Genomic DNA, 24974 nt, shown 5'->3' on the forward strand with positions numbered 1-24974 from the left:
AAGGTTAGACATGGCATCAGAAACGTTGCCAATTTTCCAAACAGCAGTCTGCTACGGAACAAGGTCTGTCAGGCTTGATACTATGGCTGCCGGTCTTGCCTGAAACCGCAGGAACTTCTGTACTAGGCGGCCCTTGCGATCGAGCAGGTAGACCTCGATCTGGTGATCGTTCACCTGTCCGCTGGCAAAATTCACACCGAGACGGAAGGCCGACGCAATTTTCGGGAAGTCGGTCGGGATCCTGAAAAACCTGTAGTTTTTTCCGAAACGGATGCCTTTTGACAGGCCATACTGGCGCAACATCTCCGGTGTGTCGCGCGTGGAATCGTAGGTAATGGCGGCCACGCGCACCTGATCGCCCAGGTATTGTTTGACCAAGCTGCGATGGGTTCTGTCGAGATTGTAGATTGTCTGAACACATTTTTTTGGGTTCATGCACGTCGTATAAAAGAATGCGATCAAACTTGGAGCGCCAGTGAAATACTGTTCCCACGTCAAGTCCCGGCCGTCCTGATCCTGCAACTCAACCGCGCTAAGATCCATGAGATCGGCCGATGTCATGGGTGTTTCAAAGTTGAGTGGTCCGGAATGGGAGCAGCAGGAAGTCCGCGCTGCGGCAAGCGCATCGATACAGCGTCTGATCGCAGCGCGATTTTCCGGGTGAAACTGGCCAGGCGTGTCCGAGAGAAGCTTTTTCAGTCTTGGGACAACATGCCTGGCATCCGGGCCCATTGCCTCCAACCGGTGAAGGATTTCGCCAAGCGCGGTTGAGTAGCACAAGAGTGGCCAAAACAGCTGGTAGCTGTCGAAACAGATAGGCTGATCGTTTCGCCAGATGTTGTAGATCGCGTTGACGAGATGATCGGCCCAAACGGGCGAAAGGGTCGCAGAACCATTCAGTGCGCGGGCTGCGGCAGCAGTCAAGTTTGCGTCGATGGATGTCTCAAGGACTTCGGCCACGAAAGGTGCAGCACTCTGCGGCATCCCGGCATCGTGAAACGCGGCGATGACATAGGCCCGCAGCCTGGCGACAGTGGCAGCAGGTTGCTCGCGATAGATCGGATGATCGACCGTAAGATACTCTACTAGATCAACACTGACGCATTGACCCTGCTTGACCCGATCTACGAAAGACACAAGCGCCTGTGCGGCGGTCTCACCGGAGTGAGCCGATTGCCGGGCTCCCAAAACATGCTGATCGTCCATGCCGCTAATGGTCCAAGTCGATGACCTTCGATCGCTTCACAAGGTCCGCAGCTTTTTTGAACGATTGGCTTCCTTCATCAGCCATCGTTTCGATCATGCCGATAAGCGCGTCGACATCGTCAGTGGCTTGCTCGGGTTGGATGCTTGCCGCACCGCGGGCAAGATAGGGTGCGATTTCGCTGTCCGAGCCTTCCTCCTCCAATACACGCCGGGCGATTCTTGCGAAGGCGCCCGGATCGACCTTGTTCACAAGATCAGGAACCAATGCGCGGGCTGCGATCGGTTTCTCCGAATCCTCAAGCAAGGCGAACAGCGCGTCGGTAGTTTCCGCATCTGCGGGTAAATGGCGAACGGCTTCGACAAGGCTGGCATTGTCCGGCGGGTTCTGGACGACGTTCAACAACAGCTGCTTGTCGATGCCTTTTTCATGGACGGACAACATCGCGATGGCCTGGGATGTGGACACCGATTTTTTCGCTTCAGGCGGCGATGCCTCAAGCTCATCGCGCAGATGCTCGATAGCGACCCCATCGCCGGTGAGCGCGAGGTAAGAAAGAGCCTGCCGGCGCACCTCCGGGTTCTCTGAATTCATCAATCCGCGAAGGGCATTTGTGATTTCGGCAGAATGCTTGGACAGGAGCTTGGAGAAATTGCTAATGATCTTCAGATCATTGAGCGCATTGATTAAGTCTTCTGCTTCTGTGTCGGGGTTTGAAAGGCGCGCGATCAGATCCTTGACCCGATCGTGACTAGTTGCCAGTTCGCGCAACCTTTCGGCCCCAGAACTGATATCTTCCTCTTTGCCCTGGGCGCTTTGCAGAAGCCCGGCTTTGTAGTCTGAGATCTCGGTCATGCGGCACCTCCTTTGGTCCTCAAGCAACCATCGTTCAGTTGGTCAAGGGCGGCGCGTGATTGTAGGGAACATCATCATAGCCAAAGCCCATATAGGAAGCTTGCAGCCTGTTATCATACGGATCGATTGCATCCCGAAGGGTTGGGCTGGCACCCGGGAAGCCAATACTGACATCGGCAGTGGTGAAGTTGTTTTGGCGCGTCCCCGGTGCAGGCAAACTGCCGGGTTCGGAATTGCTGCCATCCCAAGGCCATTGTGGGGCGTTGACGATCTCCCATGTGTCGGCGTCGCCCGGATTCTGATACGGATACGTCTGAGTGTCGGCGAAGTCGTCGCGGTCAAAGATTGCCTGCCAGACCGCCCAGAGCCGATCCACATTGCAATGCAACAGGAAGAAAAGCGGATCACGGGGAGCAACCGGCACGAAGTTGATCGGACCGTTGAAACTGACATGCGCTGCCCCGTGCGGCGTACTTTCCATCCGCGCGAAACCGGACGTAGCAGGACTTCCGAGATGGGCATTGGCCGGATTTGGCGAGCCGCCACCCAAAGCTAGGGTCGCGGGTTGGTCCAGCACCCCGAAGTCGCCACCCGGTTGGAGCAATCCGTTTGCGGGCTCCGTCATCGGATCGAAACGCGCGGTGCGGGGAATCCCCTGCGTGCTATTGATCTGCCACTGGGAGAGCGGGTTGTTGACTGCAAATCGTGCGAGCGGCGTATTCAGACCCCCTTGATCGAATCCCCCGCCTGGTGCCGTGATATCGCGGGGAATCTGATCCATCTCGCCCATGAAATCCTCCGTGAAGAGGTTGGGGGCCGGTTCGTCAAAACGCCAGTACGGCAGCGTCACCTCGGGGACGATCGACTGTAGCTGACGCTCAAGATCCAGCAAGTAGAGCCGGTGCCATGGGACAAAGTGAGAATCGCCATGTTCGGAATCGCTGGCACCATCAATATGCATTGCAACGAAATCGGTCACGTAGAGTCCGCGACCCGGTCCCGGGGTCGGCATCGTATCCAATGGGATGCCGTTTAGCTTCCCGATCGCAAACAGAAAGTCATCGCGCGCCTTATCGCTGAGGTCATTCGCGTTACGCCGCACACGGACCATTAGCTCAACCGATCCGGCAACAGACCCGCCGCCCACCCAGCTTGCCTCGACGGTGACGTCCTTGCCCTCTGCACTGGCCCCGAAGTGAGCCTCGCCAGGCTGAAACGCTCCGGCAATGAATATGTCGCGCGTCTCTCCCGAGCTCAGTGGCAATTCGATGACGTCTTGGGGGGGCGAGTCGCGGGCGTCCAGAAAAACAATCCTTGTCACCGAACCTGGCATGGACCTAGAACCAAGTCGCAAGGTTCCGCCCGGTTCGTCCGATGATACAGAAACTGTGAGCGGCACGGGAGTCCAGGCAAGGAAACCGCTGCTCGGAGAAGCAGACCCATACGGATTGAGAGAAACTACCATCTGAAATACCTAAAATTCAAAGACGTACTTGCAGGGAATAACGTATGGGTTTCATCATATACGAATTTCGCGATTCGGAACAGGTGGCCCATGAGGTGCCCTAGATTTGTAGACGCCTTACCCCTCGACAACATCTTCATCGAGCGACTGTGGCGATCCCTGAAGCAGTAAGCGATCTATCTCGAAGAGATCAATGACGGCATCCATGCACGGCGCGTCTTCAAAAACTGAATGACATTGTACAATACCGAGTGGCTACACTCGTCGCTTGAACGGCTAACCACGGACGACGCATATTGGGCAGGCTTGGAAAAGTAAAAATGCAGCGTACCTGTCCGAAAAGGTGGGACCACTTCATGTCGCTGACACCTCTGTCCTCATCCTGACAGCAGCCATTGAGGCCAGATGTGGAATTGGCGAATATTAGAATTTAGTAGCACAAGACCCTAAGTTGATTTTTTAGGCCGAATTTGCAATATTGCGGTACGCGAGACGTTGAGATCATTCAGTCAAAGCTAATTCTCGCACCCTACTTTTTGAGCTTTTTTATTTTGGGGAATAGATATGTCAGACAATCAGACCCATTTTTGTATGTGCCTTAGAAATAGGCCGGGACATCAACCAATTGAGGGTTCAGACAAGGCTGCTGTCTTGTTGGAAGCGCAATGGAATTCGGGGGATTCGATTTCTGTTCATTTCTTGGAGGGAAGCGCGGCGCTTCAAACGCGCGTCAAGGCAGCAGCCGAGAAATGGGTGGGCAGTGGCATGGCCAACCTTTCGTTCCGCTGGGTGAATGATGTGAACGCAGATATTCGAATTTCATTTGTCCAAGGTGACGGTTCCTGGTCATACCTTGGAACTGTCTGCAAACAGATTCCGTCTCCAGAAGCTACTATGAACTACGGATGGCTGACTGACTCCTCAAGCGATGATGAGGTGCACAGTGTGGTCTTGCACGAGTTCGGACACGCATTGGGTTTGATCCACGAACACCAAAACCCGTCCGGGGGAATTCAATGGAATGAAGCGGCAGTGGTTGCTGACTTAAGCGGACCGCCCAATAACTGGGATCTAACGACGATTAAACGAAACGTCCTTGACAAATACGCTCCCGGAGTCGTGAGTGGCACCAACGTCGATAGCAATTCTATCATGATGTATCCCATCCCAGCCTCATGGACAGACGGCACGTTCTCTGCGGGAAACAACGACGTCCTCTCCAGCCAAGACAAGGCATTTATCAAGAACGCCTACCCGTGAATTGCTAACCAAGCCTGTGCCGGCCATGAACACCGACGACTACGCCATTGTAATTGGTATCAATCGCTACCCTCGTTTGGGCCCCCCTTCTCCTGGGGGACCTCTCAATCTTGACGGACCTGTTGTGGATGCAACAGCAATGCGGGATTGGCTTATTGACCCTGCGAAAGGCGGCGTTCCGGAAGAGAATGTTGCGTTCGTGACCTCTGCCGCATTCCCCGATCCATTTGAAACGGTCAACGTCGGAGGCATTCAAAGGACAAAGGCAGAACCGACCGTTGATCACCTACGAGGATGCGTTGAATGGATACTCGAGCGGCACGTTCAATCCGGTAAACTACAACTCGGTCGCCGTCTTTACGTGTACTTTAGTGGACATGGATTCTGTGTTCGCGACTGCGATGGCGGTGTCTTCCTGGCCAACGCAACCCCGGACTTGGTCGAGCACTTTTATTCAAGCAGCTGGTTTGAAGGTTTGTACAACAAGGCTATTTTCTCCGAGTACGTGTTGTGGGTAGATGCCTGCTCAAGCCCGATCCCAATGAACCTCCAGCCAAGTGAAAGCACGTTGGCTGGACAGGTAAATAACTTGGACGATGGACGCCGTTTCGTGGCATTTTCGGCCAAGTTCCCTCGCAAATCCGTTGAGCGACGCATGCCAGATGACCAGATTCGCGGAGTCTTCTCATATGCTCTTCTAGAAGGCCTCAATGGTGCGGCGTTGGATGAACAGACAGGTCGACTGACCGGGGCAAATCTCAGAGACTACCTGAAAAATACGCTCAAAGAGTTTCTGCCGCAGCAAGACCAAAATAATCCCGATATTGGCGACGAGCCGGCGTTTGGGACAATCGATGACATTGAATTTGGACAGTTTGCTGCCAAGACTTTTCAAAGAAAGATTTCGTTTGAGCCGCGCCATAACGGGATGCGTGCCAGAATAAAGGACGGGCAAAGTACAGTTGTTCTGGAAACAGATGCTGGAGCGGATCTTTGGGTGGTAGATTTGATGCCCGGATTACATAAGGTTGAAGTAGAACCGGATACCGAACTGTTCCTCGAAATCAACGGAGAGAACTCGGATGAAATCAGGATCGCATGATCGCAACTGCCGACTTGTCGTTGAAAGTCACCAACGCGTGGTTCAGATCACCGTCATTGATAGTCGGTGGAGGACATGCGGAAGTTCAATCGGGCGAATGGAGTTGAGCCTGGCACAAGGTCTCTACAAGATCGAAGCCCGTTTGGGGAGAGACTTGTGGTCGAAGCATGTCGAGTTGCTTGAACCATCGCAGAAAGTAATCGTCCCGCCTATTCGAATGAAATCCGCAGTTCCGATCATGAATGGAACTAGGTCGCATGAAACCCATCTGGATTTGTTACAAAGCACAATCGCGATACCAACAAGAAAGTTTGGTGAGGGCTCAAGAATATTCATAATGTCGCGCAATTGGTCTGAGCTTGGCACAAGGGACCATGAAGCGCCTAAGTTTCGACTTGAACGTTGGCGAGGCGAAGTATTGCTAGAAAGTTCGCTTCAGGGAGCATCAGATCCTTCGGGAGACGCGGCTGAAGCGATATCTGTCCAGGTCAACCCTCGTACATACGTCGTCTCATTTGAGAGCCCAATTGGATGGATTAGCCAAGCAGTGCACGTGAGAAGGCAGTGGGAGTCTCAAGTGTTTATCTTGCGAGACTTCAGTGCTCAAGAAATTGGTAAGGAAAGCGAGAATGCGCGAGGCATTCCCACCACGAGCGTGGCCCAAGCTATGGTCGCCAAAAACGATGAGCTTAATGTAGAGGACTATGAATTGCTGGAGGTGGCCCAAGCTGCCATCGCAGACAACAAGGTAGCCTTGGGTCGCGAGATTCTCGACCGCATCGCATGGGGAAAGTACAGCGATCCCCTACTTGGAGTTTTGGCGGCACACATCTTGCTGATCGCCAAGTACTCACGGGAAAGCAACGCGCAAGAACTTCTTCCGTTCAAGCAGAAAGAATTCGAGGTGATCCTGCGAAACACAGCTAATCTCCTCGGCACGCGGCATCCGGACATTATTGCCTTGCGTACTGAAAGCGAAGAATGGCCGCTGGAGAATGAGGTGGTTACGTCTCCACCACTATTTGTGCGTAGCTGGCGTCTGCTCATGGAGCGAAGTCACTCTGGGCTTCCTGGTTTGTTGCCGGAACGACTTTGGAGTCGTGTTAGAGGAAGCATGAATATTGTACCTTACTTCAGCTGGACGCGTGCAAACAGCCCGTTTTCTCGACAAAGACGCGTAGGCGAAAAGAAATTGGCCAAAGTTGTGAGGCAAGCCGGCGCGATGTCGCAAACCGATACCAATGTAAGTGGATATACATCCGCCGAGAATACTGGGCGATCATTGGAAGCTAATATTTCCAAGCAACCCACCGTCGAAGATCTGGCAGCCTATGCGCGAATTGGACGTTCGGGCATACAGCAACTACTTTCTACTGCCAACACGGTACCAGAACTCAAGGCCCGCCTTGCGAGGCGAGTAAATCTGCCTTCATCTGTCTCGGACAAGCTTTTCGATGACGCTGAACTTGAGGCAGTTGTTAAACGTCGTGGCAAATGACTCGAGCAAATTGCCAACTGGTCGGTGGTCGCGTTCATCTTCCGATTGGTCTCAAACTAAGCCTGCAAAGAGGCTTCGTCGCGGATTGGAATCGAGACGATCAATTACCAGTGCGAAGCTACGGACGCATGCCATTTTTGACAGGCAATGCTGATGACGTATTCTTGGCGCCAGTCCGCGACGGTGAAGTCACATGGATCGGTCTGGAAAGTTCGGACCTCGATCACAGCATCGACCTAGAGATCTTCTTTCCGAAGTCCGCCTATTCGACATCAATATCTTGCCCGAAGCACATGGCTCTGACGGGAGCACCGGAGGTTGACAACTTTAGGCCGTTTAAAGATTCCGACGACATACTTCTTATGCGTCCAAAAAACTACCACCCAATCCTTGAGATAAAGTTCGTGCAGTTCCTTCGAGTTCGATCAAACCTCAACCTTACTGACATTCGCTCTCTAGATCGGTCCCACGGATACATACCCAAAGCGCTACCGTGAAAAAAAAGATCCACGAAACGCCGGAGCTATGCCGTCGTGCGCTAGGAGCCGCATCGCGAACCCTTGATTCGCTCGCAACTGGTCATCTAGCGCTCGGCAGGACGCCGCTATCGATAAGAGACTTTGTCTAGTGGGATATGATCCAAATTTCATAGACAGCTACGTTTTACCGCTCCCGACCCCCAGTGATCCGATGGTCGAAGTGTCGTATACCGGAAACGCCTTCATCCATCACTCGCGTTATTCACTTTTGTTCAGCAAGAAGCGCGGCTTCGCGTTTTGCACGGCCCACAATCTTGAAGGAAGTAGCTTGCCCGATGCGCAGTACACGGAAAGAAGCTTCCGCTTCGATCCACAGTCAACGGTTTGGGGTTTTTTCGCTCGATGGCGTGACAGCTCCAAACGGAAGATCAAATCGTATCTCCACCCGATTTAGATCATCGCCTGCAACGCGACAAACGCTGACACAGCTAGTCTTGTCAGGGAAAGCACTTGCTTTCGCCTTCGCTGCTGAAACGACAATAACAACCTGGGAACTGAGGGAAATCGCATACCTTCGGCCTTGGACACCTGGAGCATCGCCAATTTCTTTCTTCGGCTTGGACGAGAACTTGTTTTCGATGAGTATTGCGCGTTCCGCATATAGATCGAGCTCACCACCGCTCACCTCTGTTCCTTCGTCAACACCGATTTTCGATGCACGTAATGAGCGGGCCATAATTTTCTGCAGTTCTCTCTCGCTTGCAAGATCGCTGGTTACGTAGTCTCCCGTGAACCACTCGTCCACAAAAGCAAACAACCCCGAAAGTACTTTGCGCAATGCATGCATGTCTTCGGCGGTTAGACCACCATGCAAGCAGTCTTGCATCTTTATCGAGAGCTTCGTGGCCAAGTCTGGATCTGTTTTGAGCCAGCTGTTTGGAACACCGACATCATCTTCACGTACAGGCAACAGCGAGTGCCTCTTGGCCTTAAGAAGATCCGCTGCCCTTTGATCGATAATTCCGGCGGCAATGATTGGGGCAGTCCAACCGTCAGGAGCTGGATCGGCCTTGATATATCCGTCGGCTTCCTGCGCCATCACTACGCCAAACTTCTTTAAGAAGACCGTCTTTGCTGCCATTCCAATGATCGGCGCTACACTCTTCGGGCAGAAAACGTAACCAGTACGCTTTTGAAGATCGTATGCTTCGGCCCATTTTTGCGGGTTGAAGGAAAATTCTGGGACACGCAACGCACCGTTTGGATATCGTGCAAGAAGACGTATCCCTTCTGTCTTGCTCTCCGGAAGGTCGACTATCACATGTTCGGGTCCGATTTCAGCGAGAGCCATCGCAATTCTATTCAGCTCGCGATCATGTGGGCGCGACGCTGACAAAACTTCACAGAATTCGCTAGCGAGATCGTAGATTTCATTGCCCAGAGCGTATCGGCTTTCCAAAGTCTCGAGCGACTTGACGACCCGAAGCCAGCTTTCATTTTGGGTCGCTGACATCTCTTTCGCATCATACCCGTTCGGAGTGGCAATAAATCGCCCTCGAAAAGCATAAGCACGATGCAGAAGATCTCTCTCCAGAATTCGAGAAGCTAAGCTTGCAGCAGCCTCGCTCGTTGTTTCAATTTCGGAGTGTTGAACTTCTCGCGAAAAAATTCGCAGCATTGTTTCATCACCAACACCAAGAAAAATCTCTCTAAATGTGAAACGTTTCCCGCGGTCCCGTTCCGCCACTAGCATTAAACGTTGAGCCATCGCTTCAGCGGCTCGAACCTTGTGGTGATGATAGAGGCGATCGTAAAGAAAAGTGCGACCAATCAGCATCTGCTCGAATGAACCAAACCCAGAGGCTGCGATGCCCAACTGCAAGAACGTTCCTTCGTCGCTCTTAATTGCCCTGTCTCGTAGCTCACGCTCCGTTGGATGCAAATTCTCTTCGCGAACACGTAGGATTTCGAGTTTAGCGAGCAATCTTTGAGTATCAAATCCAATTTCCAAGCCGGCATGGTGAGCGTCGCGAGCCAAGTAGTCCATGCGATCTGCATCCAACTGGCTGCTAACAAGCGCTGAGAAGAAGCTCGCGCCGGGGCCCTCAACAGCTCCGACAATAGCTGCAACGATGCGCTCTTCTAACTTGCTGCCACTAAGTCGAATCTCGGACATTAGACTACTTTCAAGCAGCTTATGTAACGGTTCAGACAACACCATCATCACCGCAATCGCGACAGAACTGGAAGGAATCTTGTTTAGCGAGTAGAGATCAGAAAGGGCTTTGCGAACTATGGGCAGTTCAGATCGCCATCCTCCCTCTTCCTTTTTCGTGCCTTCAAGAGGAGACGAAACATCCAGAACAGGTTCAAGTGCGTGACTGAATGGCCCATGACCAACATCGTGAAACAACCCAGCCAAGCGAACAGCATAGCGATCTGCAGTATCAATTTTTCCAATCGGAGTGTTGGGGTTCTTAATATTCCACCGCTCAACTTGGCGACCTAGCGCACGTGTCGCCTCTTCCAGCGCACCAATCACACCAATGCTGTGCTCGAGGCGACCATGATTGGCACCCGGGAAAACCAACTGAGCCAATCCAAGCTGCCTTACGCTACGTAGTCGTTGGATGAACGGCGTGTCGAGCAGTGCCACTTCCCAAGGAAGCAACTCGATCGTGCCCCAAATGGGGTCGTTTACCTGTTTGGGTTGAAACTCTGTCAAATTTTCTGATGATAGCTTCTCATGAAGCCCTTCCAACCAAGGTTGGCACACAGAATCTATTTCTCGCGTAAGCGACTCAGCAATACCTCTGAGCGTTGATCGAACATTTGCGGCCATTGGAACTTCAGGCGACGGAGCGCTCCGTGAGTTCATCGTTTAGTTGGTCCTTGACCTGATGAACCCTCTCAAGCAACTGCCTACCAATATCCTTCGCTTGCGCACTTGATAGACCATTCGCAACAGCGATTTGTCTGGCACGTCCTTCGTCCAACGTCACAATAGACGACAAGTAGGTCGGATTGGGCTCAGATGTCAGCATTGCTTCTTGCGCAGCCAAGAGTATGTCCGGCAATTCAAAACAGCGCAGGCCAACGCCTGTTACACCAAAAGATAGACCGTTTTTAAGCGCTTCGGGCAGACTGTCTTGGCAATCCCTTAGCGCCCTATCCAAAATCCCGTGGGATGTCGGAATACGTTCATCATCTGTACTCAGTTTCCACAATGCGGTCAGAAGTTCTGCTTTGGTGTACCGACCAGACATTTGGCTCCCTTCCAATCAAGCTCTCACCCCAAAATATTGGGGGTGGTGCAACTCACACTAACAACACTTACATCTGGCCTCAAGTCCATTTATAAACGGCATTGTTGACGACTCTGCTAAGTGGGCCTACCGATGCGATATCAAACCAGACAAGTGCTAGACCTTGCCGGCATTACGGGAGACACCTTAAGGCATTGGAAAAAACAACTTCCTCCTATCGCGAAAGTGGATGGAAGATCACTTCAGTACACTCCATCTCAACTTGTTTGCGTCTGTGCCATAGCTTCGGCGGTCTCTGGCCTAGGCATACCGATTTCTAGGTTTTCCGCAGAGGCCGAGACGCTCTTTGATACCATCGAACGATATACAACGGAACGTCGACAGAACTTGTCGCTTCTGGTCACCCCATCCAAAATCACTTTCGTGCGTGACGCCGACCAGATCGAAGAGGCGACATGTGTCCTGGTGCGGCTCGACCCAATCTGGGAGAGGATTCAGAACGCACTTCTTGAGGCTGACCCACAGGACGTCACGCAAACTGCTCTACCATTCGACAATGCGAGGTAACTGAACGTTCAACAACAAGACTAGCGGTACGCCACGCAATCACGCAGCATCCAAAAACCTAATCATCGCTGCATACTCGCTATCTGCTTTTCGAAGACTCACCAACATCTCCTCAACACTGGAACGTGATGGAGCCCCGGCGGGCAAGTCATTGAGCGCCTTCCGGAATAAGTCGTAGAACTCGAACCTCTTATACCGTCTCCGTTTCAACTGAGGCCTATTGATCCCATAAATCCTTTCACACGCATCGACGATCTGATCTGAGTTCGGGAATGCGTTGTTTGGCACTACTTCGACTTCGCCCGCTCCCTCAAAAACTTCCCAAGCAAACATTGGTTCAGGATCATCGATGTAAGGGTTGGGAATTAAGGGGCCTTCGGCGCGATGTAATTCTTCAAAAATCACTACAGCTTCTTCATCGAGCGGATCAGGAATAAGGACTTCAGCCAACTCTTTCAACTCTTCGTCAGTCGAAGTAGCTAGGACTGCGGGTGGCGGGATAGCCGGACCCAGAAACTCAAATTTTGCTCCTTTGAAACGCTGATTGCAAATCGCACAAGAAGCCAAGTAATTGTCATAGACGTAAGCCAGCCACCAATAGACTGACTTTGGTCTATAGTGCTCGACATCGCCATAGGACACTGTCGTTATGTCGGACTCGCAATAGGCGCATTTGTTGTGCGTCTCGATTAAGAGTTGATCCTTCGTCACCGACCACTTTGACTCAATATCATGCTTGATAGGCTCTCCTGCCTTAAGTTGGCTGCGCGCATGCTTCAACATTGCAACCAAACGATTGCGAGGCGTCCGGCCGCGGAAAGAGGACGGGATTGCAGTCTTCGTTCTTACTCGCTCAAGCTTAATCATGCATTCTATTCGCGCTGAGAGGCCAAAATCTTTTTCATTAGAATCTGTTGTTCTGCGTTGAGAGACACGGCTGCGTCTTCGTCCAACGGACGCGATCCCAAAACTTCTGATAACGCCTTTAAGCGTTCCTCATCAGCATTCGTCTTATTCTCTTTACGCTGAATTTCTCGATACTCGTTCTTTGCGACTTCGACTTGCACCGACTCGTCACTCATCTGACCAAAAGCTTCCGTCGCGATGAGTTGGTTCAGCAGCAGATTTCCCGGGTCAATATCAAACGGTTGGACGGTCGGATGCCCCTCGCGGCGCACACAATAATGGAGAGCGCCTAACGGTGCCTGTTGTGCCGTCACGACCGAATGGGTTGTAACAACCAACTGCATCTTGGGGAGCCTATCCTCAAGAAAATCGAGAAGCCGGCGCTGCCACTTCGGATGCAGGTGCAAATCAACTTCATCAATGATGAGAAGACCACGAGCACTTAATGGATCCTTATAGTCGCCAAATGTGTTTGTGATCTGAAAAAGTAGATCTCCGACCCATGCCGCGACGCTTTGATATCCATCGCTCAGCGACCGAAGCGGAACTTTGCCATCTCCAGTCTCAAAGATGAGCGCCTCCTTTCGCTTGTCGATGTGGGAGAACTTCATTTCCGGCAAGAAATCAGAAAGCACGGCGCGGATGACATCGAGACCATCACCATCTGTCGAATAATCAAGCTGCATCGCCCAACTTTCCAATGGATTGAGCGTTGCAGACGGATCAAAGAGCGAAAGCATACTGCGTGCGCGTGGGTGGTTGCGGCTAGAAGAATGACTTCTATCGGACAGTCCTGGCTCAGAAAGACGGCGGGATGCGCCAAAGCCTATTGTAAGGTAGCTTCGGGTCGTATGCTCCAAAGCATCGTTCAACAATGACAGCGTATCAGAAGAACGTTTGATGAATTTGGACAACCGTTCCCCGCGCTTGATCAACAAATTGATCTTGCGTTTTTTTCCAGACGCCGTCTCAATCTCAGCAACTATCTCACCTTGCTCGGCACCCATCGCAATCCAGTCATCGGGATTGCCAATCAACTCGGGCAAAGCATCTGATCCTGCCATGACCAATCCAATCGACTTGAGAATGGTCGACTTGCCCGTACCGTTCTCACCAGTAAAAATCGTCCACTTTCGATTATTCCCACCAGGCAGGTCAAAATCGACAAAAACATCCTTGAAGCAGCGGATATTCGTGAGTCTTATAGATGTGAAAAACATAGCATTCTGCTTTCCGGCAAAGTAACCCAGCTCAAACGCTCGGCTGCTCCACACTAGTTGAAACGTGACATAGGCTCAAACTCTTAGTTCAATGTACATGCAACCCAAGTGGTGAAGATTTCGTAGGACCACCGTGCGGCAAGTCCCTCAATTCGCAACACTTTAGTTTTTTAGGAAGACCCATGATTTCACTTGGACCCATTCTGGGCATCGAGCAGGATTACAGATATACCCTTATTTTGTTGCTCCCAAAAGAGCTTGAGACGGCAAACGGCGACCTGCTTGAGTTGGTCGTTACTGCGCGAGGCAAGTCAACCAGCATTCCGCCTGCGACCTATGCCAACACACTTGGGCACACGCTTTACCGCTTCGAGTTTGGCATTGATCCGTCTGTCGAGACTGCGGCCGTTGGTTACGCCATTGAGCTTTCCGGGATACCTCTAGAAAACTCGTCCTGCGATACTACCTGGAGTTTTGTCGTCCCTGGACAGGAAGTCGTTCCAAAAGTTGGATTTGCCTCATGCAACGGCAACGACAAGATACTGGCGCCTGAGATGGATGCTGCCGAATTTGTGATGTGGGAAAAACTGATCGAAGCACATCACCAAGAAGAGCTCTCATACGCATTTCACTGTCTGCTCTTATGTGGCGATCAAGTGTATGCCGACCCCATATGGGACCGCGTCCCCTACTTCAAAAAACACGGCCTCGATGGAAGAAACAGCGCCAAAAAAATGGCTGCCCACACGATCAACCCTACTGAAAAGGACGCCTTTATCGTCCAGCTAGAGACCTTCTATGAAGATCTCTACATTGGATGTTGGACCCGACCCTCGATCGCAAAAGTACTCTCGTCAGTACCTTCTGTCATGATGTGGGACGACCATGACATCTTTGACGGCTGGGGGTCTTACCCCACAGAACTTCAGAACTGCGAAGTCTTCCAAGTGATCTATGATGTTGCCAAAAGATACTTCGAACTCTTGCAGATCCGAACCCGGTCAAACTCGGCCTTAATCTCCAATGATCACTATTCTCAGCGGGTGCAGTTCCGCAACTTCGAGATGCTGGTCCTAGACAACCGATCTCTGCGCACTCGCGATCAAATTATGTCTGATCTCCAATATAAAGAGCTGGAAAGCGTCAGGGACGGATCGGTATTCGGCCACGCCAATGGCGAACTCGCCAAACAGAGAACCTTCATCTTTGGGATCCCAGTTCCCGTTGCTCATCTGAACTATAAGAAGCGTGCTGAAGGATTGCTGGGGAGATTGGGATGGCTGTTCAAAGGTGATTTTAGAAAGAGCCTTGACGACGATGCACTGGATCATTGGGATCATCATTTGCACGCTGATGAGCAAAAGCGCCTGATTGACCTACTTTTCAGTTTTGGCGACCGTCATGATCCCAAGTACATACACATTGTATCCGGAGATGTGCACTCAGCGGGTGCCGGGCGCATCGAAAGACAACAAGGTACCAAGCGTCACCTCAATCAACTAATTTCATCACCGATCGTGTATCACCCAGTCGGGAAACTCGAGCAGAGAATAGTTCATTGGGTGTCTGAAGACGTGACCGATATCCCAGGCTATCGAGTCCGTGTAGACAGATTTGGAATTGGAGAAAATGCGCCTGCCAATATCTACGAGCGGAATTTCGGTTTTCTGTACAAGGCGGCTGGCAAAGGGATCATGTTTTACCTTACACTCGAGCACGATCAGGAAAAGTATGCTTGGGATCAGCCACGTTTATTCAACCCTGAAAAGTAATGGTCAATTAATAACTGCGGTAGCGTGCAGCACGACGTATACATCGGGGGAGAAGACAGATATCAGTTGGCGCCCATGTGGCATTTTGGAATGCAAGCTGCGACCAGGTTCATTGCGCCATCTCGTCAATTGAGGCAGGACTCATGGGTCTCCTATCCGTCTTCTTCGTCATGCGAAAAATGGTCCCAAACCTGTTGAAGAGCAGCCCGAATTCCTCGGCCAGCCTCTGTGACAGGTTCAACACTTTCCAGAATGAGACTTGCTCCACCCGTCACCAATGCCATAGCTCCAGAAACACAAAGCTTGCCAACCTGTTGTCCTGCTCCCAACACAAAAGCATCCTTGAATTGGGTGAATAAGCTACCCTGCGAGACCCCTGATCCTTGTTGATCTTGATCAAACTCTTGGATCGCTTGTTGCGCTTGTACGCGTTCTTCCGGGGTTAGCACAGTCAAGCAAAGCAGAAGGTACTTTTCGCCAGAAAGTTGGAGAATGGCGGAGTTAAACGAGCTATCAACAATGCCAAACTCCGTACGAACTATCTTCTCAGCATATCCCCTTAATACCGCATCATCGAGTTGAACTTTGACCAAACCGTGGTCGCTGGGGAGTACTTCCGCTCGCTTGAGCTCGTTGCGAAGGTTGGACTTTAAAAAATCTTCATTGTTTGCTTCCCGGAAAGAAACTTCATCCCGCAATCCTCGAATCTTTCGCTTCGTTGTTCGCAGGACAAGTGCCGCATCAAAGTCTGCTTTGTCTTGGAAGCCAGGAAGGTGCTTTTGAAGTAATTGGATCAATAGCAGGTCGACTTCCCGTTTTGAGAGGGCGCCAAAGCCAACCGCAGTATATTTATTCAGGAACTCGCGGGCAAAGGATGCAGCATCATCTGCATTCTCAGGATCAAACATTATGCTCTCCGATAGAATTCCTTGAAATCAAAACCCCGTACTGAAGAGAATGGTCTTCTAGTCACTTTCTTTCAATAGCTTATTGGTTGAAGGTATCCGTTCTTTTTAGCTCTGATTCCCGGTGCAGTGTTAAGATATCTGTCAAAGAAAACTGCTACAGCGTCGAAACGGGCAGCGTCAACAATGGGCGGTAGCTGCGGTCACGTCCACCTTCGAAATCGAACTCGTACACGTCCCAGCACAGGCGCTTGCTGCCCAAGAAAAAAAGTCAACGCATTGGGCGCGGCAATAAACAGGTGAGTCAGTATTTCAGGTGAATGTCCGCCGACCGCGGATCGTATCCTCTCCTTGGTCGATTGAGCGAGATCAAAAGCGTGACGCCCTGCGATGACGGCCAGTGAACTCGACCCCGTTGAGGGGCGGAGGACCAACAGCCGCCCGACAGAGGGGAGCTCGTCTTCAACATACCGACGAACATCTGTTCGTAAGTCAGCCAGAAAAGATTGCTCATGATACACCCCTACTACTCAGGGGCTTGAATCACGCAGCCGAGATCACGGCAACTAAATTAATGGATTCAGAACCTAGCTTGATTTCTGGCACGCGGCTGCTGCCGAACTGTATTAAGATCAAATCATGAAAGCTGACACTTCGGTTTGCTGCCGGTAATTGCCCTGCCGGGTAACGGTTGTGTAGCCGGAGCAATCGTTAACCCCGAGGGTGAGAACATCCCATCAAAGCTGAGCGCCGGGTCCGGCAAACAGCAACCGCTCATTCCACTCGTGACTACCAGGCTTGTAGTAGGGATCGAGCCAACTGTCATCGTCGGACAGGAAGTGAGAAGCCTCAAATTCCTCGTCCGTAAATTCGTTTGAACGATTGCGGCTTTGAAAGTGATTGAACAGGCGCATGAACTCCACCAAGAATATGTCGGCCACTCTGGTGTTACCGCGAATGACCAGCATGTTCTCATCATTGCTTTTTGTTGAAGCATCGCTGAAGTTTGCCGACCCGGTAATGACGATTGGATCGTCGCTTAATGGATCAATCAACATATACTTGGTGTGCACGAAATTCACGAAATTATTCAATCCGGTCAAGGCTTCCAACTGCAACTTCATTTCGTCCATGCCCTCGCCCTTGCGGCGCTCAAGTACATCTCCCCATGCGACGCTGTTCTCCGTGTACTGCCTGATTATCGGAATTTTATCTTTTAACAAACCTCCATCACCTTCCATCAAAAGGTAACGCTGAAACGGGGTACCCTCCGCGATAGCTTTCTCTTGCCCGACCACTTCAAGCATCTGCTTGGCAACAGTGAACGCGGTCGTGAAAAAAACCGAATTCCTGGCTTTGGCCATACGTTCCGCGTACCAGTCCAGCATCGCCGCGTCCTTCCGGGGACTGAAGATGCACGTGATTCCCGGCGCTGGTTCACCCGCCAGATCCGGTTGCAAAGCCTGTGTGATTTCCTTTCCTTTGCGGCTCTTTGGATCCTCCGACAGCATTGTCCAATAATCGAGAAACTGACGCGCAACCTCCTTGTCGCGAACGGCATGACCGACATTCGACTGCCCGAATATTCCACCGCCGGTGAAGTTGGTCGATCCTGTCCAGACTTGCTGTGGCTCGCCGTCTTTCAGCAATATGATGAACTTGTTGTGGGACAGGGCGGTGTTAGTCCGCCTGATCAACATACCGGCAAGTTCTTCAAACCGGTCTTCGTTTTTAACTCCCAGACCAAGAAAAGCGTCCAGCGCCTCCTGTGTTGTTGCGTCTGGCGCAGGTTCCTTGACACCATACCGGTTGTTGAACACCACGTCGTCCCGGCTCCCGTCAGGCCAAGAAGATGTTGTAGTCACCCCCGACGTCCGCTCGTACTGGAGACGATAATTGTTTTTGTTCTTCCCGTGATGAACGATCTTGACATCGACCCCCCGGTCGAGCGCTTCGACAAATTTCTGCAGCACTGGCATCCAAGTGAATTCAAACACAGCAGCCCGCAGAGAAAAGCGTTCGTCCTGGGCCTGCTCAATGAAGGACACCATTCCCTCTTCCAAACCGCGGGACAGCCATTTGTAGGCCGCACCGTCTGGCACATCACCCGGTCTGAGGTAGGGTTCAGCGACGGTTCTGCTCTTTCCCCGATATTTTTTTACTTTCGGGAAATAACGCAGATATGCGCCGAAGCGGCGGGCATAAGCCTGACTACCTGCGACGCCACGGTTGAAAAACACCCCGTGATCACCGTCATTATTGCATTCAGTCTGAACTTCAACTTCAACCGGCTCGCCCGGCTGCATCAAATCCGGCGAACCGTAGACCGGAATAACCCGAAACCGATAGGTGGAACCGGGTTCAACAGTATAGTCGCTCCACATCATAGACTGGATCGGAAGGGCACGCGAGTTTTTCTGTTCAGAAACGTCGAGGTTCTCGAACAGCCGCCTGCCGCCACGCATGGGGATGTAACTACAGTTGCCAGCTTTTCTTTCAATAGTGAAACCTAGCAGCCCCTCCCGGGCCTCCTGGGACGCATTCAACCCGAGCAGTACAACATGAGTGCCAGCAATCGCGTAAACGGAGACCTTTTCGTTAGTTTGATATGTGCGCATGACTGCTCCGGGTGGTTTGATGCTTTAATGAGCTGCGGCGGCTTATCCGATGGTTTCGTCGCTATCGGCCTCGCGCGTCACCGGAAAGTCGATCGGAAAGACTTCCAGTTTCACATGTTCACCGTGGTGGGTGTTGATGACGAAAAAGCGCTTGTCGAGATACTTTTTCTTGCAGTCGCACATAGCCTTGACGATCAGGTCAATATTCTCCGGATCATCATCCGACATGCCAAACCGGTGCGCAGGCTTGTCCCCGTGTTTTTGAAGCGCCTTGTCGACGATTTTGTGAATGGCAATGCGTTTGAGCGCGGAAGTCCGATCCTTCATGTTTTCGATCAAATCGCTCTCCTCGTCACTGAGATCCTTCAGCAATTCTTCGACCATGCCGGGGTGGCTCACCGCGTAGATATCGAGATAGTTGGGCTCGCAATCTAGTTCGCCCGCATCAACCAAAGCCTTGACTCCCTGCCTTATTGTATCCCTGCTGTGGCCGCGGGCGGTAATGAAAGAAACGGGACGCTGTTTGGCACAGGCATATTGAAGCAATGGCCAGGCGGGCGCCTGCCAGACCTCCTTCGGTTGTTCTAGCGCCTTCTTTATGTCCTGAACAAAGTACTGTTCCTGGCCCGGTCGCAAGTTTTCCGGTGCGATATCCCGGAAATGACTGTAAGTCTTTTCGTAATATTCGAAGTCTTCCCATTCACCGGGTTTACCCAGTTCGTTACGAACTGTGGCAAATTCGTGAGTGGAAACGGCTTTTTCCTCACCAGTCTTGGCATTCCTGAGAAAGACGGGGGTGTCTAGAAACATCGAATTGTCATCAAAATCAAAGAAATAGAAGCTGATGCTGCCGTCTTGCCTAGTCATGTTAATATCCCTCTCATATAATTATTCTATTGGTTTAAGATCGATTTTCCTCATCGCAACATCCGGCGAGATGTTGGCCATAACGGACTGCGCTGCACGAAAATGATCAACTTTGGTTTTCTCGGGCTGCGCGATCGAAACGCATGCCACCAAGCCCAGATCCCTACCCGCGAAACGCGCCGCGATGAGCGCAGCCTGCAAAGGTGGCAAACTCGGATTAAAAGCTGCATTTTCTAGGTAGCTTCCCTGAAAACGTGTGCCGTCATCAAATTCCAACGCCGCCCCCGCAAAGGCCCGCGTATAGGGTGCATAAGATCGGTTGGCTGCTGCAATGGCGAGATGATCAAGTTTCTTTCTCTGGCCCCCTGGTACAACCCCTTCGAGCGCTTGATCGTCCGGGCTCATTAATGCGGCGCTTATACCGAGATCTTGCGGTCCGAACGCTTCAGGTAGATATTCCGTCAACGCAGTAGCAGGCTTGCCTTTTAGGAGGATGAAAAGATCACGGGCAGTGGTAAGCTCATATAGGAACTGCCTACAATAACCACATGGGGCTGCTGACACGGCAAGCCTGACAATGCCGGCTTCCCTATGTTCGAATGCATTGGAGACGGCTGCCTGTTCTGCGTGTACTGTCTGATCAACAGGACACAGTTTAAATTCAAAATTGGCTCCCAGATAGAGTGCCCCAGAGCTGCCCTGAGCCACAGCACCAACCGAATACCCGGATTGGGCCGGATCGGCATATTTGCTGGCCAGAGAAATGAGCTTCAACATGGCCTCATCGCGTTCAAGATTTAGGTCGCGTAGGAGTTGCTGCCAGTCCTGCGGGCTTACGCGGCCATGATTCACTGCTTCGCAGAGCGCGTCTGTTTCAGCGGCTGTCATGTTGAAAACAGTCCGGAACCAAAGTAGTCATTCGGACCTTTCAGTCCCGGCGGGCAGAAATAATATCCTCCGTCAATAGTGGAGAGAATGCCTTTGGCAAACAGGGCGTCCACTCCGGTTCCCACCTGTGGAAAATCAGGGTTCATCTGCCACATGTTCACAACATGCTCGAATTGCTGCTGCAGGCTCTTCATGAAAGCGACAAACTGTAGTCCATTGACCGAATGGCCGGCGTCGTCCAATCCATCGAAGAAGGGATAGGGACGGCGCAGGAAGCGGCGCTCCTTGTCATTTATTCCAAACAGATCTTCAACCGGACGACGCGGCTGGACTTTGCGGATGTGCGAATCCAGCCGACCGTCCCTCTCGTCGAGTGGATTCGGATAGACAGGTGTCATGTTTTCCGGTCCCTCGGCATTTCGTGACAGGGGTTTGCCAGTTTCTTTATCGCGACCGATCATCTGTTCTTGGACCTGGCCTTCGAGAGCTTCCCATCTCGGCATGTTCTCTCGGATTTTGCGGTACACCATGTAGGTACCACTCTGGCACCAGTCCGGTTCATGATCAGCTTCGGTCACGTAAACCAGCCGGCGCAGATCATCCTGGCTCATATTGATGTTGTTTATGCCGTCGTCGAACTTGAGAAACTCCCGTTTGTCCTTGCGCGAGAACCCCTCTTCGATGTCTAAGAACTTCAGCATGGGGGGACCGGCCTTCCCATTCCGGAATTTCTCATCGTATCGTTGATTGAAAAATTCCGCGAAAAAACGGATCACCGCGATATTGATATAGGGATGGTCCGAAGATACGAGCAGAATAAGGTCAGAACCGGACTTCGCCGGATCAAACTCCTCAGCATCTCCTGGAAATGATGGCATCGGCTTGAGGAACTTGGGGCGCTTGGCCCGCAGTCCGAACCTGTCAAAGCCTGTCTTGTCGACAAATAGTGAGGCGCCGAACCCCAGGGTAATCGCCACTCGGTAGGTGTCAGGAATGTCCTCCAGCAGGCGTGTATGTCTATGCGACGGCAGCGCTTTCATCTCTTCTATGGAAAACGCCGTAATCAGTTCGAGAATGTTTTTGAGCTCGGTTTTGTTCTGCGCCTGTATGTCGGTTCGCATAATCGACATGCACTTCTGACGCGAAACCCGCCCGGCATACTCTGCTGAATATCGTTCCGCCAACGCGTCATCGTTTAGTTGTCCATCGGGAATTTCCTCGATTCTGCCTTCGCTGATCCGTTGCTGAATATCAGATCTCACCGCTGCGAGTTGGTTCTTATCCGGCGGACTATCGGGCCAGACAGGATCAGTTATCCCGCTTTGATAAGGCTGCTCGAACAAGGGGACAGGTAATGGTACCCGTATCGAATTTGGTTTAATTGCTGCCATTTTGAATCTCTCTGATTGTCGACGACATTCACTTCGAGTAGATTGGACGTCGCACATGCTGTTTCCTGTGCGCCTCAAACAACACGCTGAAGAATTCAGTCCAGCCACCCATCCGCACTCTCAACAGGTCGTAGTCGAAAGGCCGTTCGGACGCTTCGAGGAGAGTTTTTGTGCTGGCCACCGTCACTGTCATGACATTGCTGCCCTTCCCTTGGGCAAAGGCTTGAACGGCACTCAGCAAGGCATCTCTTGGAAAATCTTCACCGATGTTGAAATCCGAAGGCGCGCCGTCTGCAAAGCGGTCAAAGGCCGGATGATTCCATGACGAAAAGGAATCCTGCAGCGAGCGTAAACCAACCTCCAGTCGCAAGCGCTTATCTTCGTCCTGATCCTGATCGATATTCCAACTTTGTGGCTTCCTGGCTTCTGACATCCAGACATTGGTCCCCTCACTTTCCTCAAGATTCAGATCCGAAGGTATGGGAGACGCTGCAAGATCCGACGCCAAGGGCATGAAGGCACTTCGTCCGTCTGGGGTGGCCCCTGCAAAACTGCCGCCAAAATTATACTGCTCAAACGTACCAACACCGGGAGTGATTAACAGGTTGAACGACTTTTTCTTTGAGCCGAACACTTTGTCTAATCGCTCTAGTCCATTCTGATGAATGGGATGCTTCAAGGCGGCCTCAACCGCATCCACAAAACTGTTGGACAGGCGCCAGGCATGCCGGTCCACGTTTTCATCCCCTGTTCCAAACTTCGGCTGCGTCAAACAAAGTTGGCGAATTTCGCGCGCCCTGCCGGGACTAACCTTCCGGCCGATTACGTCGGATCTGTTGCCCCAGTCACTTCGTAGGCAGGCCACCAATTCTTCCAGCGAAAACTTCGCTTCTTCAAACACCAGCCGTTCAACAACGTAGAGGGAATCCGCAACGGTGCTGATGCCGGTCATCAGCGGCGCAAACATGTGATATTTCGCCCCGCCGTCATAAAAATCCCTGCCGCTTTCGACACAGCCGTCAATCAACGCCGAAAGGATCGGGCTCGGGCATATCGATGCTTTGCATCCATAGGCGGCAATCAAACCCGAAAACTGGCGATTGACGTTGAGCCAGATATGTTCCTCCAGAATCGTGTAAAAGGACTCGAAGTCCGCAATATCCGACGCCGGAAGGCTGCGGTAGCTGGCCTTAAAGCCCCGCAGGTTGGTAGTGCCCGATCCGGCGAACCCCGCACCGCTGTTCAGGGCCTTTTCCAGCACGTCTACCGCCGGTACATAAATGAAAGAAAATTCGGTCTCGCCGGGGAATATGGTTTCATAACAGCCGTCACAGGCATAATTACGGGCGCTGCGCAGTTCTACAGTTTGCCCACATTTCTGCAGCGCGGGAACCAGTTTGTCATCATTGAGCAGCACCGGGTGTGCCCCACCGCTCAGCAGGGTGTCGGTTGCCAGTTCAAGAATATGCATGGGTGTATCCTTATGCACCCGAAGATCCAGCGTGGGACAATTAAAAGGCAGTCTCCGAGCCGCTTCGAGGCACATACGGGTAACCTCGTTGCAGGCGTCCGTTGGCTCGGAGTCATTGTCGGCGACGACGCCGCCGATCGTTACCTGTTGCATCCATTGATTGGTGAGCGCACCTTGATCAAAATTGCTTGGTCCCCCCGCACCAAGCAAGGCCCCGTCGGCCGAGGTGAAGTGATCCTCGATCATACGGTTGTCGAGCAGCACCTGCTCATCAAATTTCACCCATAGGCAGTCAATGACTTCCTGCGCTTGCGGAATCGTTATTTCCTTTTTCTTGAACTCCCGTTCAAGGAACGGATTGAGAATCTGATCCAGTCTGCCGATGGAGGTCAGTTCGCCTGTCCAGTGTAGCGCGCAATTCAGGATGAACACACATTGAACCGCGTCCTTGAACGAGGCGCATGGCTCAGCGGGAATACGAGACAGTCGCTCAGCGACTTCCCGCATGCCTTCGGTCCGCTGCTTGATGATCTCTCGGTGAAGATGATCTGGATGATTGTCCAGCAATCGTTGTTGTGCGTCTGCGATTTTCACTGCCTGCTCTGCATAACGAACAGCGAAATGTATCACGCCTTCCAGAGCCATTTCGACTGAACGATAGAAATCACGCTGGCCCGCGTCTTTTGTACTTTTGGATTTTTGCCGGCATGCCTTGATAATATGAGTTAGTCCATGCTGAACCACCCTTTCAAAATCGGGACAGATGTGCCCGAAATTGGACGCGGAATTCAGAAAGCCGATTTCGAACTTCAGGCGCTCGTCCTCGTCATCGGAGGAGTCCTTGAAATACTCCATGGCCTCCTTGCCCTGCCCGACTGAATATGGCGGCATGGTCCCGACAATGATCTCGTCCGGGTTAACCTTGAAGAAGCCATCAGAAATAGCCTTTTCGTTCGAAATGATCTCGAGTGTCTTTTTTAGAGCGTATCCGCGCCGGACCATCACAGATTCCCCCATGACACCGGCTTCATCGGGGTCGAGATGCTCACGCAGATGGCCGAAATAGCCGAATTCAGGAAACGGACTTTGTAGTCGCCAAGCTTCGAAGAGTTCCAACATCAAACGGCAGACCCGAGGGGACGGCTTTTCCGGATCATCTACTGGAAGGTTCTGCAGATGTTGCCAGAATTTGAGAATATTGGTGTGCATCAACACCTCCGTTAATCACATGCTATCGCCT

General features: G+C 51.9%; 19 protein-coding genes and 1 pseudogene. 6 read left to right on the forward strand and 14 right to left on the reverse strand.

The genetic code is table 11. The annotated features are described in order from the left end of the window. Nucleotides 1–51 precede the first annotated feature (51 nt). The 3 genes from Q1B13_RS20330 to Q1B13_RS20340 form a co-directional block, all read right to left on the reverse strand. Nucleotides 52–1206 carry an SCO family protein gene (locus Q1B13_RS20330; RefSeq protein ID WP_299083972.1) on the reverse strand — a complete coding sequence of 385 codons (1155 nt, stop codon included), beginning with the start codon at nt 1204–1206 and terminating at the stop codon, nt 52–54. A gap of 4 nt (nt 1207–1210) precedes the next feature. Further along, on the reverse strand, nt 1211–1975 hold the full coding sequence (locus tag Q1B13_RS20335) for a HEAT repeat domain-containing protein (RefSeq protein ID WP_299083975.1): 765 nt from the start codon (nt 1973–1975) through the stop codon (nt 1211–1213). A 118-nt stretch (nt 1976–2093) separates the two neighbouring features. Further along, nucleotides 2094–3380: a tyrosinase family protein gene (locus Q1B13_RS20340; protein ID WP_299083978.1), complete on the reverse strand. Its 1287-nt coding sequence runs from the start codon at nt 3378–3380 to the stop codon at nt 2094–2096. A gap of 708 nt (nt 3381–4088) precedes the next feature. Between Q1B13_RS20340 and Q1B13_RS20345 the strand changes: the two genes are divergently transcribed. The 3 genes from Q1B13_RS20345 (at nt 4089) to Q1B13_RS20355 (ending at nt 7384) form a co-directional block, all read left to right on the forward strand. Next, nucleotides 4089–4784: a matrixin family metalloprotease gene (locus Q1B13_RS20345; RefSeq protein WP_299083981.1), complete on the forward strand. Its 696-nt coding sequence runs from the start codon at nt 4089–4091 to the stop codon at nt 4782–4784. A 25-nt stretch (nt 4785–4809) separates the two neighbouring features. Continuing rightward, nucleotides 4810–5886, forward strand: coding sequence for a caspase family protein (locus Q1B13_RS20350; RefSeq protein ID WP_299083984.1), 1077 nt, complete (start codon nt 4810–4812; stop codon nt 5884–5886). Nucleotides 5887–6463: 577 nt separating this feature from the next. Then, nucleotides 6464–7384: a hypothetical protein gene (locus tag Q1B13_RS20355; protein ID WP_299083987.1), complete on the forward strand. Its 921-nt coding sequence runs from the start codon at nt 6464–6466 to the stop codon at nt 7382–7384. Nucleotides 7385–8239: 855 nt separating this feature from the next. Here the strand turns inward: Q1B13_RS20355 and Q1B13_RS20360 are convergent. Together Q1B13_RS20360 and Q1B13_RS20365 are read right to left on the reverse strand one after the other, a co-directional pair. Continuing rightward, nucleotides 8240–10705, reverse strand: a complete 2466-nt coding sequence (locus tag Q1B13_RS20360; protein ID WP_299083990.1) for an HD domain-containing protein — start codon at nt 10703–10705, stop codon at nt 8240–8242. 7 nt (nt 10706–10712) lie between these two features. After that, nucleotides 10713–11129 (reverse strand): hypothetical protein, encoded by a 417-nt coding sequence (locus tag Q1B13_RS20365; RefSeq protein WP_299083993.1) that lies wholly within the window; start codon nt 11127–11129, stop codon nt 10713–10715. 132 nt (nt 11130–11261) lie between these two features. Here Q1B13_RS20365 and Q1B13_RS27065 point away from each other — a divergent pair. Continuing rightward, a pseudogene (locus Q1B13_RS27065) lies at nt 11262–11435 on the forward strand (MerR family transcriptional regulator); the annotation flags it as partial. Between the two features lie 117 nt (nt 11436–11552). Continuing rightward, nucleotides 11553–11696, forward strand: a complete 144-nt coding sequence (locus Q1B13_RS20370) for a hypothetical protein (RefSeq protein ID WP_299800345.1) — start codon at nt 11553–11555, stop codon at nt 11694–11696. Nucleotides 11697–11735: 39 nt separating this feature from the next. Here Q1B13_RS20370 and Q1B13_RS20375 read toward each other — a convergent pair whose 3' ends face one another. Both Q1B13_RS20375 and Q1B13_RS20380 read right to left on the reverse strand, forming a co-directional pair. Continuing rightward, complete coding sequence (locus tag Q1B13_RS20375; protein WP_299083999.1) at nt 11736–12563, reverse strand: hypothetical protein; 828 nt, start codon at nt 12561–12563, stop codon at nt 11736–11738. 5 nt (nt 12564–12568) lie between these two features. Beyond that, nucleotides 12569–13822, reverse strand: coding sequence for an AAA family ATPase (locus Q1B13_RS20380; RefSeq protein ID WP_299084002.1), 1254 nt, complete (start codon nt 13820–13822; stop codon nt 12569–12571). A 182-nt stretch (nt 13823–14004) separates the two neighbouring features. On the opposite strand from Q1B13_RS20380, the gene Q1B13_RS20385 reads away from it, so the two are divergent. Beyond that, nucleotides 14005–15594 (forward strand): alkaline phosphatase D family protein, encoded by a 1590-nt coding sequence (locus Q1B13_RS20385; protein WP_299084005.1) that lies wholly within the window; start codon nt 14005–14007, stop codon nt 15592–15594. 152 nt (nt 15595–15746) lie between these two features. Here the strand turns inward: Q1B13_RS20385 and Q1B13_RS20390 are convergent, their stop codons facing one another. From Q1B13_RS20390 to Q1B13_RS20420, 7 genes are all read right to left on the reverse strand, one after another. After that, complete coding sequence (locus tag Q1B13_RS20390; RefSeq protein WP_299084008.1) at nt 15747–16502, reverse strand: hypothetical protein; 756 nt, start codon at nt 16500–16502, stop codon at nt 15747–15749. Nucleotides 16503–16702: 200 nt separating this feature from the next. Next, nucleotides 16703–17020 carry an SAVED domain-containing protein gene (locus Q1B13_RS20395; RefSeq protein WP_299084011.1) on the reverse strand — a complete coding sequence of 106 codons (318 nt, stop codon included), beginning with the start codon at nt 17018–17020 and terminating at the stop codon, nt 16703–16705. 216 nt (nt 17021–17236) lie between these two features. Next, nucleotides 17237–19117: a phospholipase D-like domain-containing protein gene (locus Q1B13_RS20400; RefSeq protein WP_299084014.1), complete on the reverse strand. Its 1881-nt coding sequence runs from the start codon at nt 19115–19117 to the stop codon at nt 17237–17239. A 42-nt stretch (nt 19118–19159) separates the two neighbouring features. Next, on the reverse strand, nt 19160–19984 hold the full coding sequence (locus Q1B13_RS20405) for a hypothetical protein (protein WP_299084016.1): 825 nt from the start codon (nt 19982–19984) through the stop codon (nt 19160–19162). 21 nt (nt 19985–20005) lie between these two features. Continuing rightward, entirely contained in the window at nt 20006–20872 is an 867-nt protein-coding gene (gene cdd / locus Q1B13_RS20410) for a cytidine deaminase (RefSeq protein ID WP_299084019.1), read from the reverse strand. Then, nucleotides 20869–22263 (reverse strand): Dyp-type peroxidase, encoded by a 1395-nt coding sequence (locus Q1B13_RS20415; protein ID WP_299084021.1) that lies wholly within the window; start codon nt 22261–22263, stop codon nt 20869–20871. Before Q1B13_RS20415 ends, cdd begins: the two co-directional genes overlap by 4 nt. A 28-nt stretch (nt 22264–22291) precedes the next feature. Then, a complete protein-coding gene (locus Q1B13_RS20420) occupies nt 22292–24943 on the reverse strand; it encodes a pyruvate formate lyase family protein (protein ID WP_299084024.1) in 2652 nt (883 codons plus the stop codon). Nucleotides 24944–24974 lie beyond the last annotated feature (31 nt).

The sequence above is a fragment of the uncultured Ruegeria sp. genome (genome assembly GCF_947489545.1).
Classification (GTDB): domain Bacteria; phylum Pseudomonadota; class Alphaproteobacteria; order Rhodobacterales; family Rhodobacteraceae; genus Ruegeria.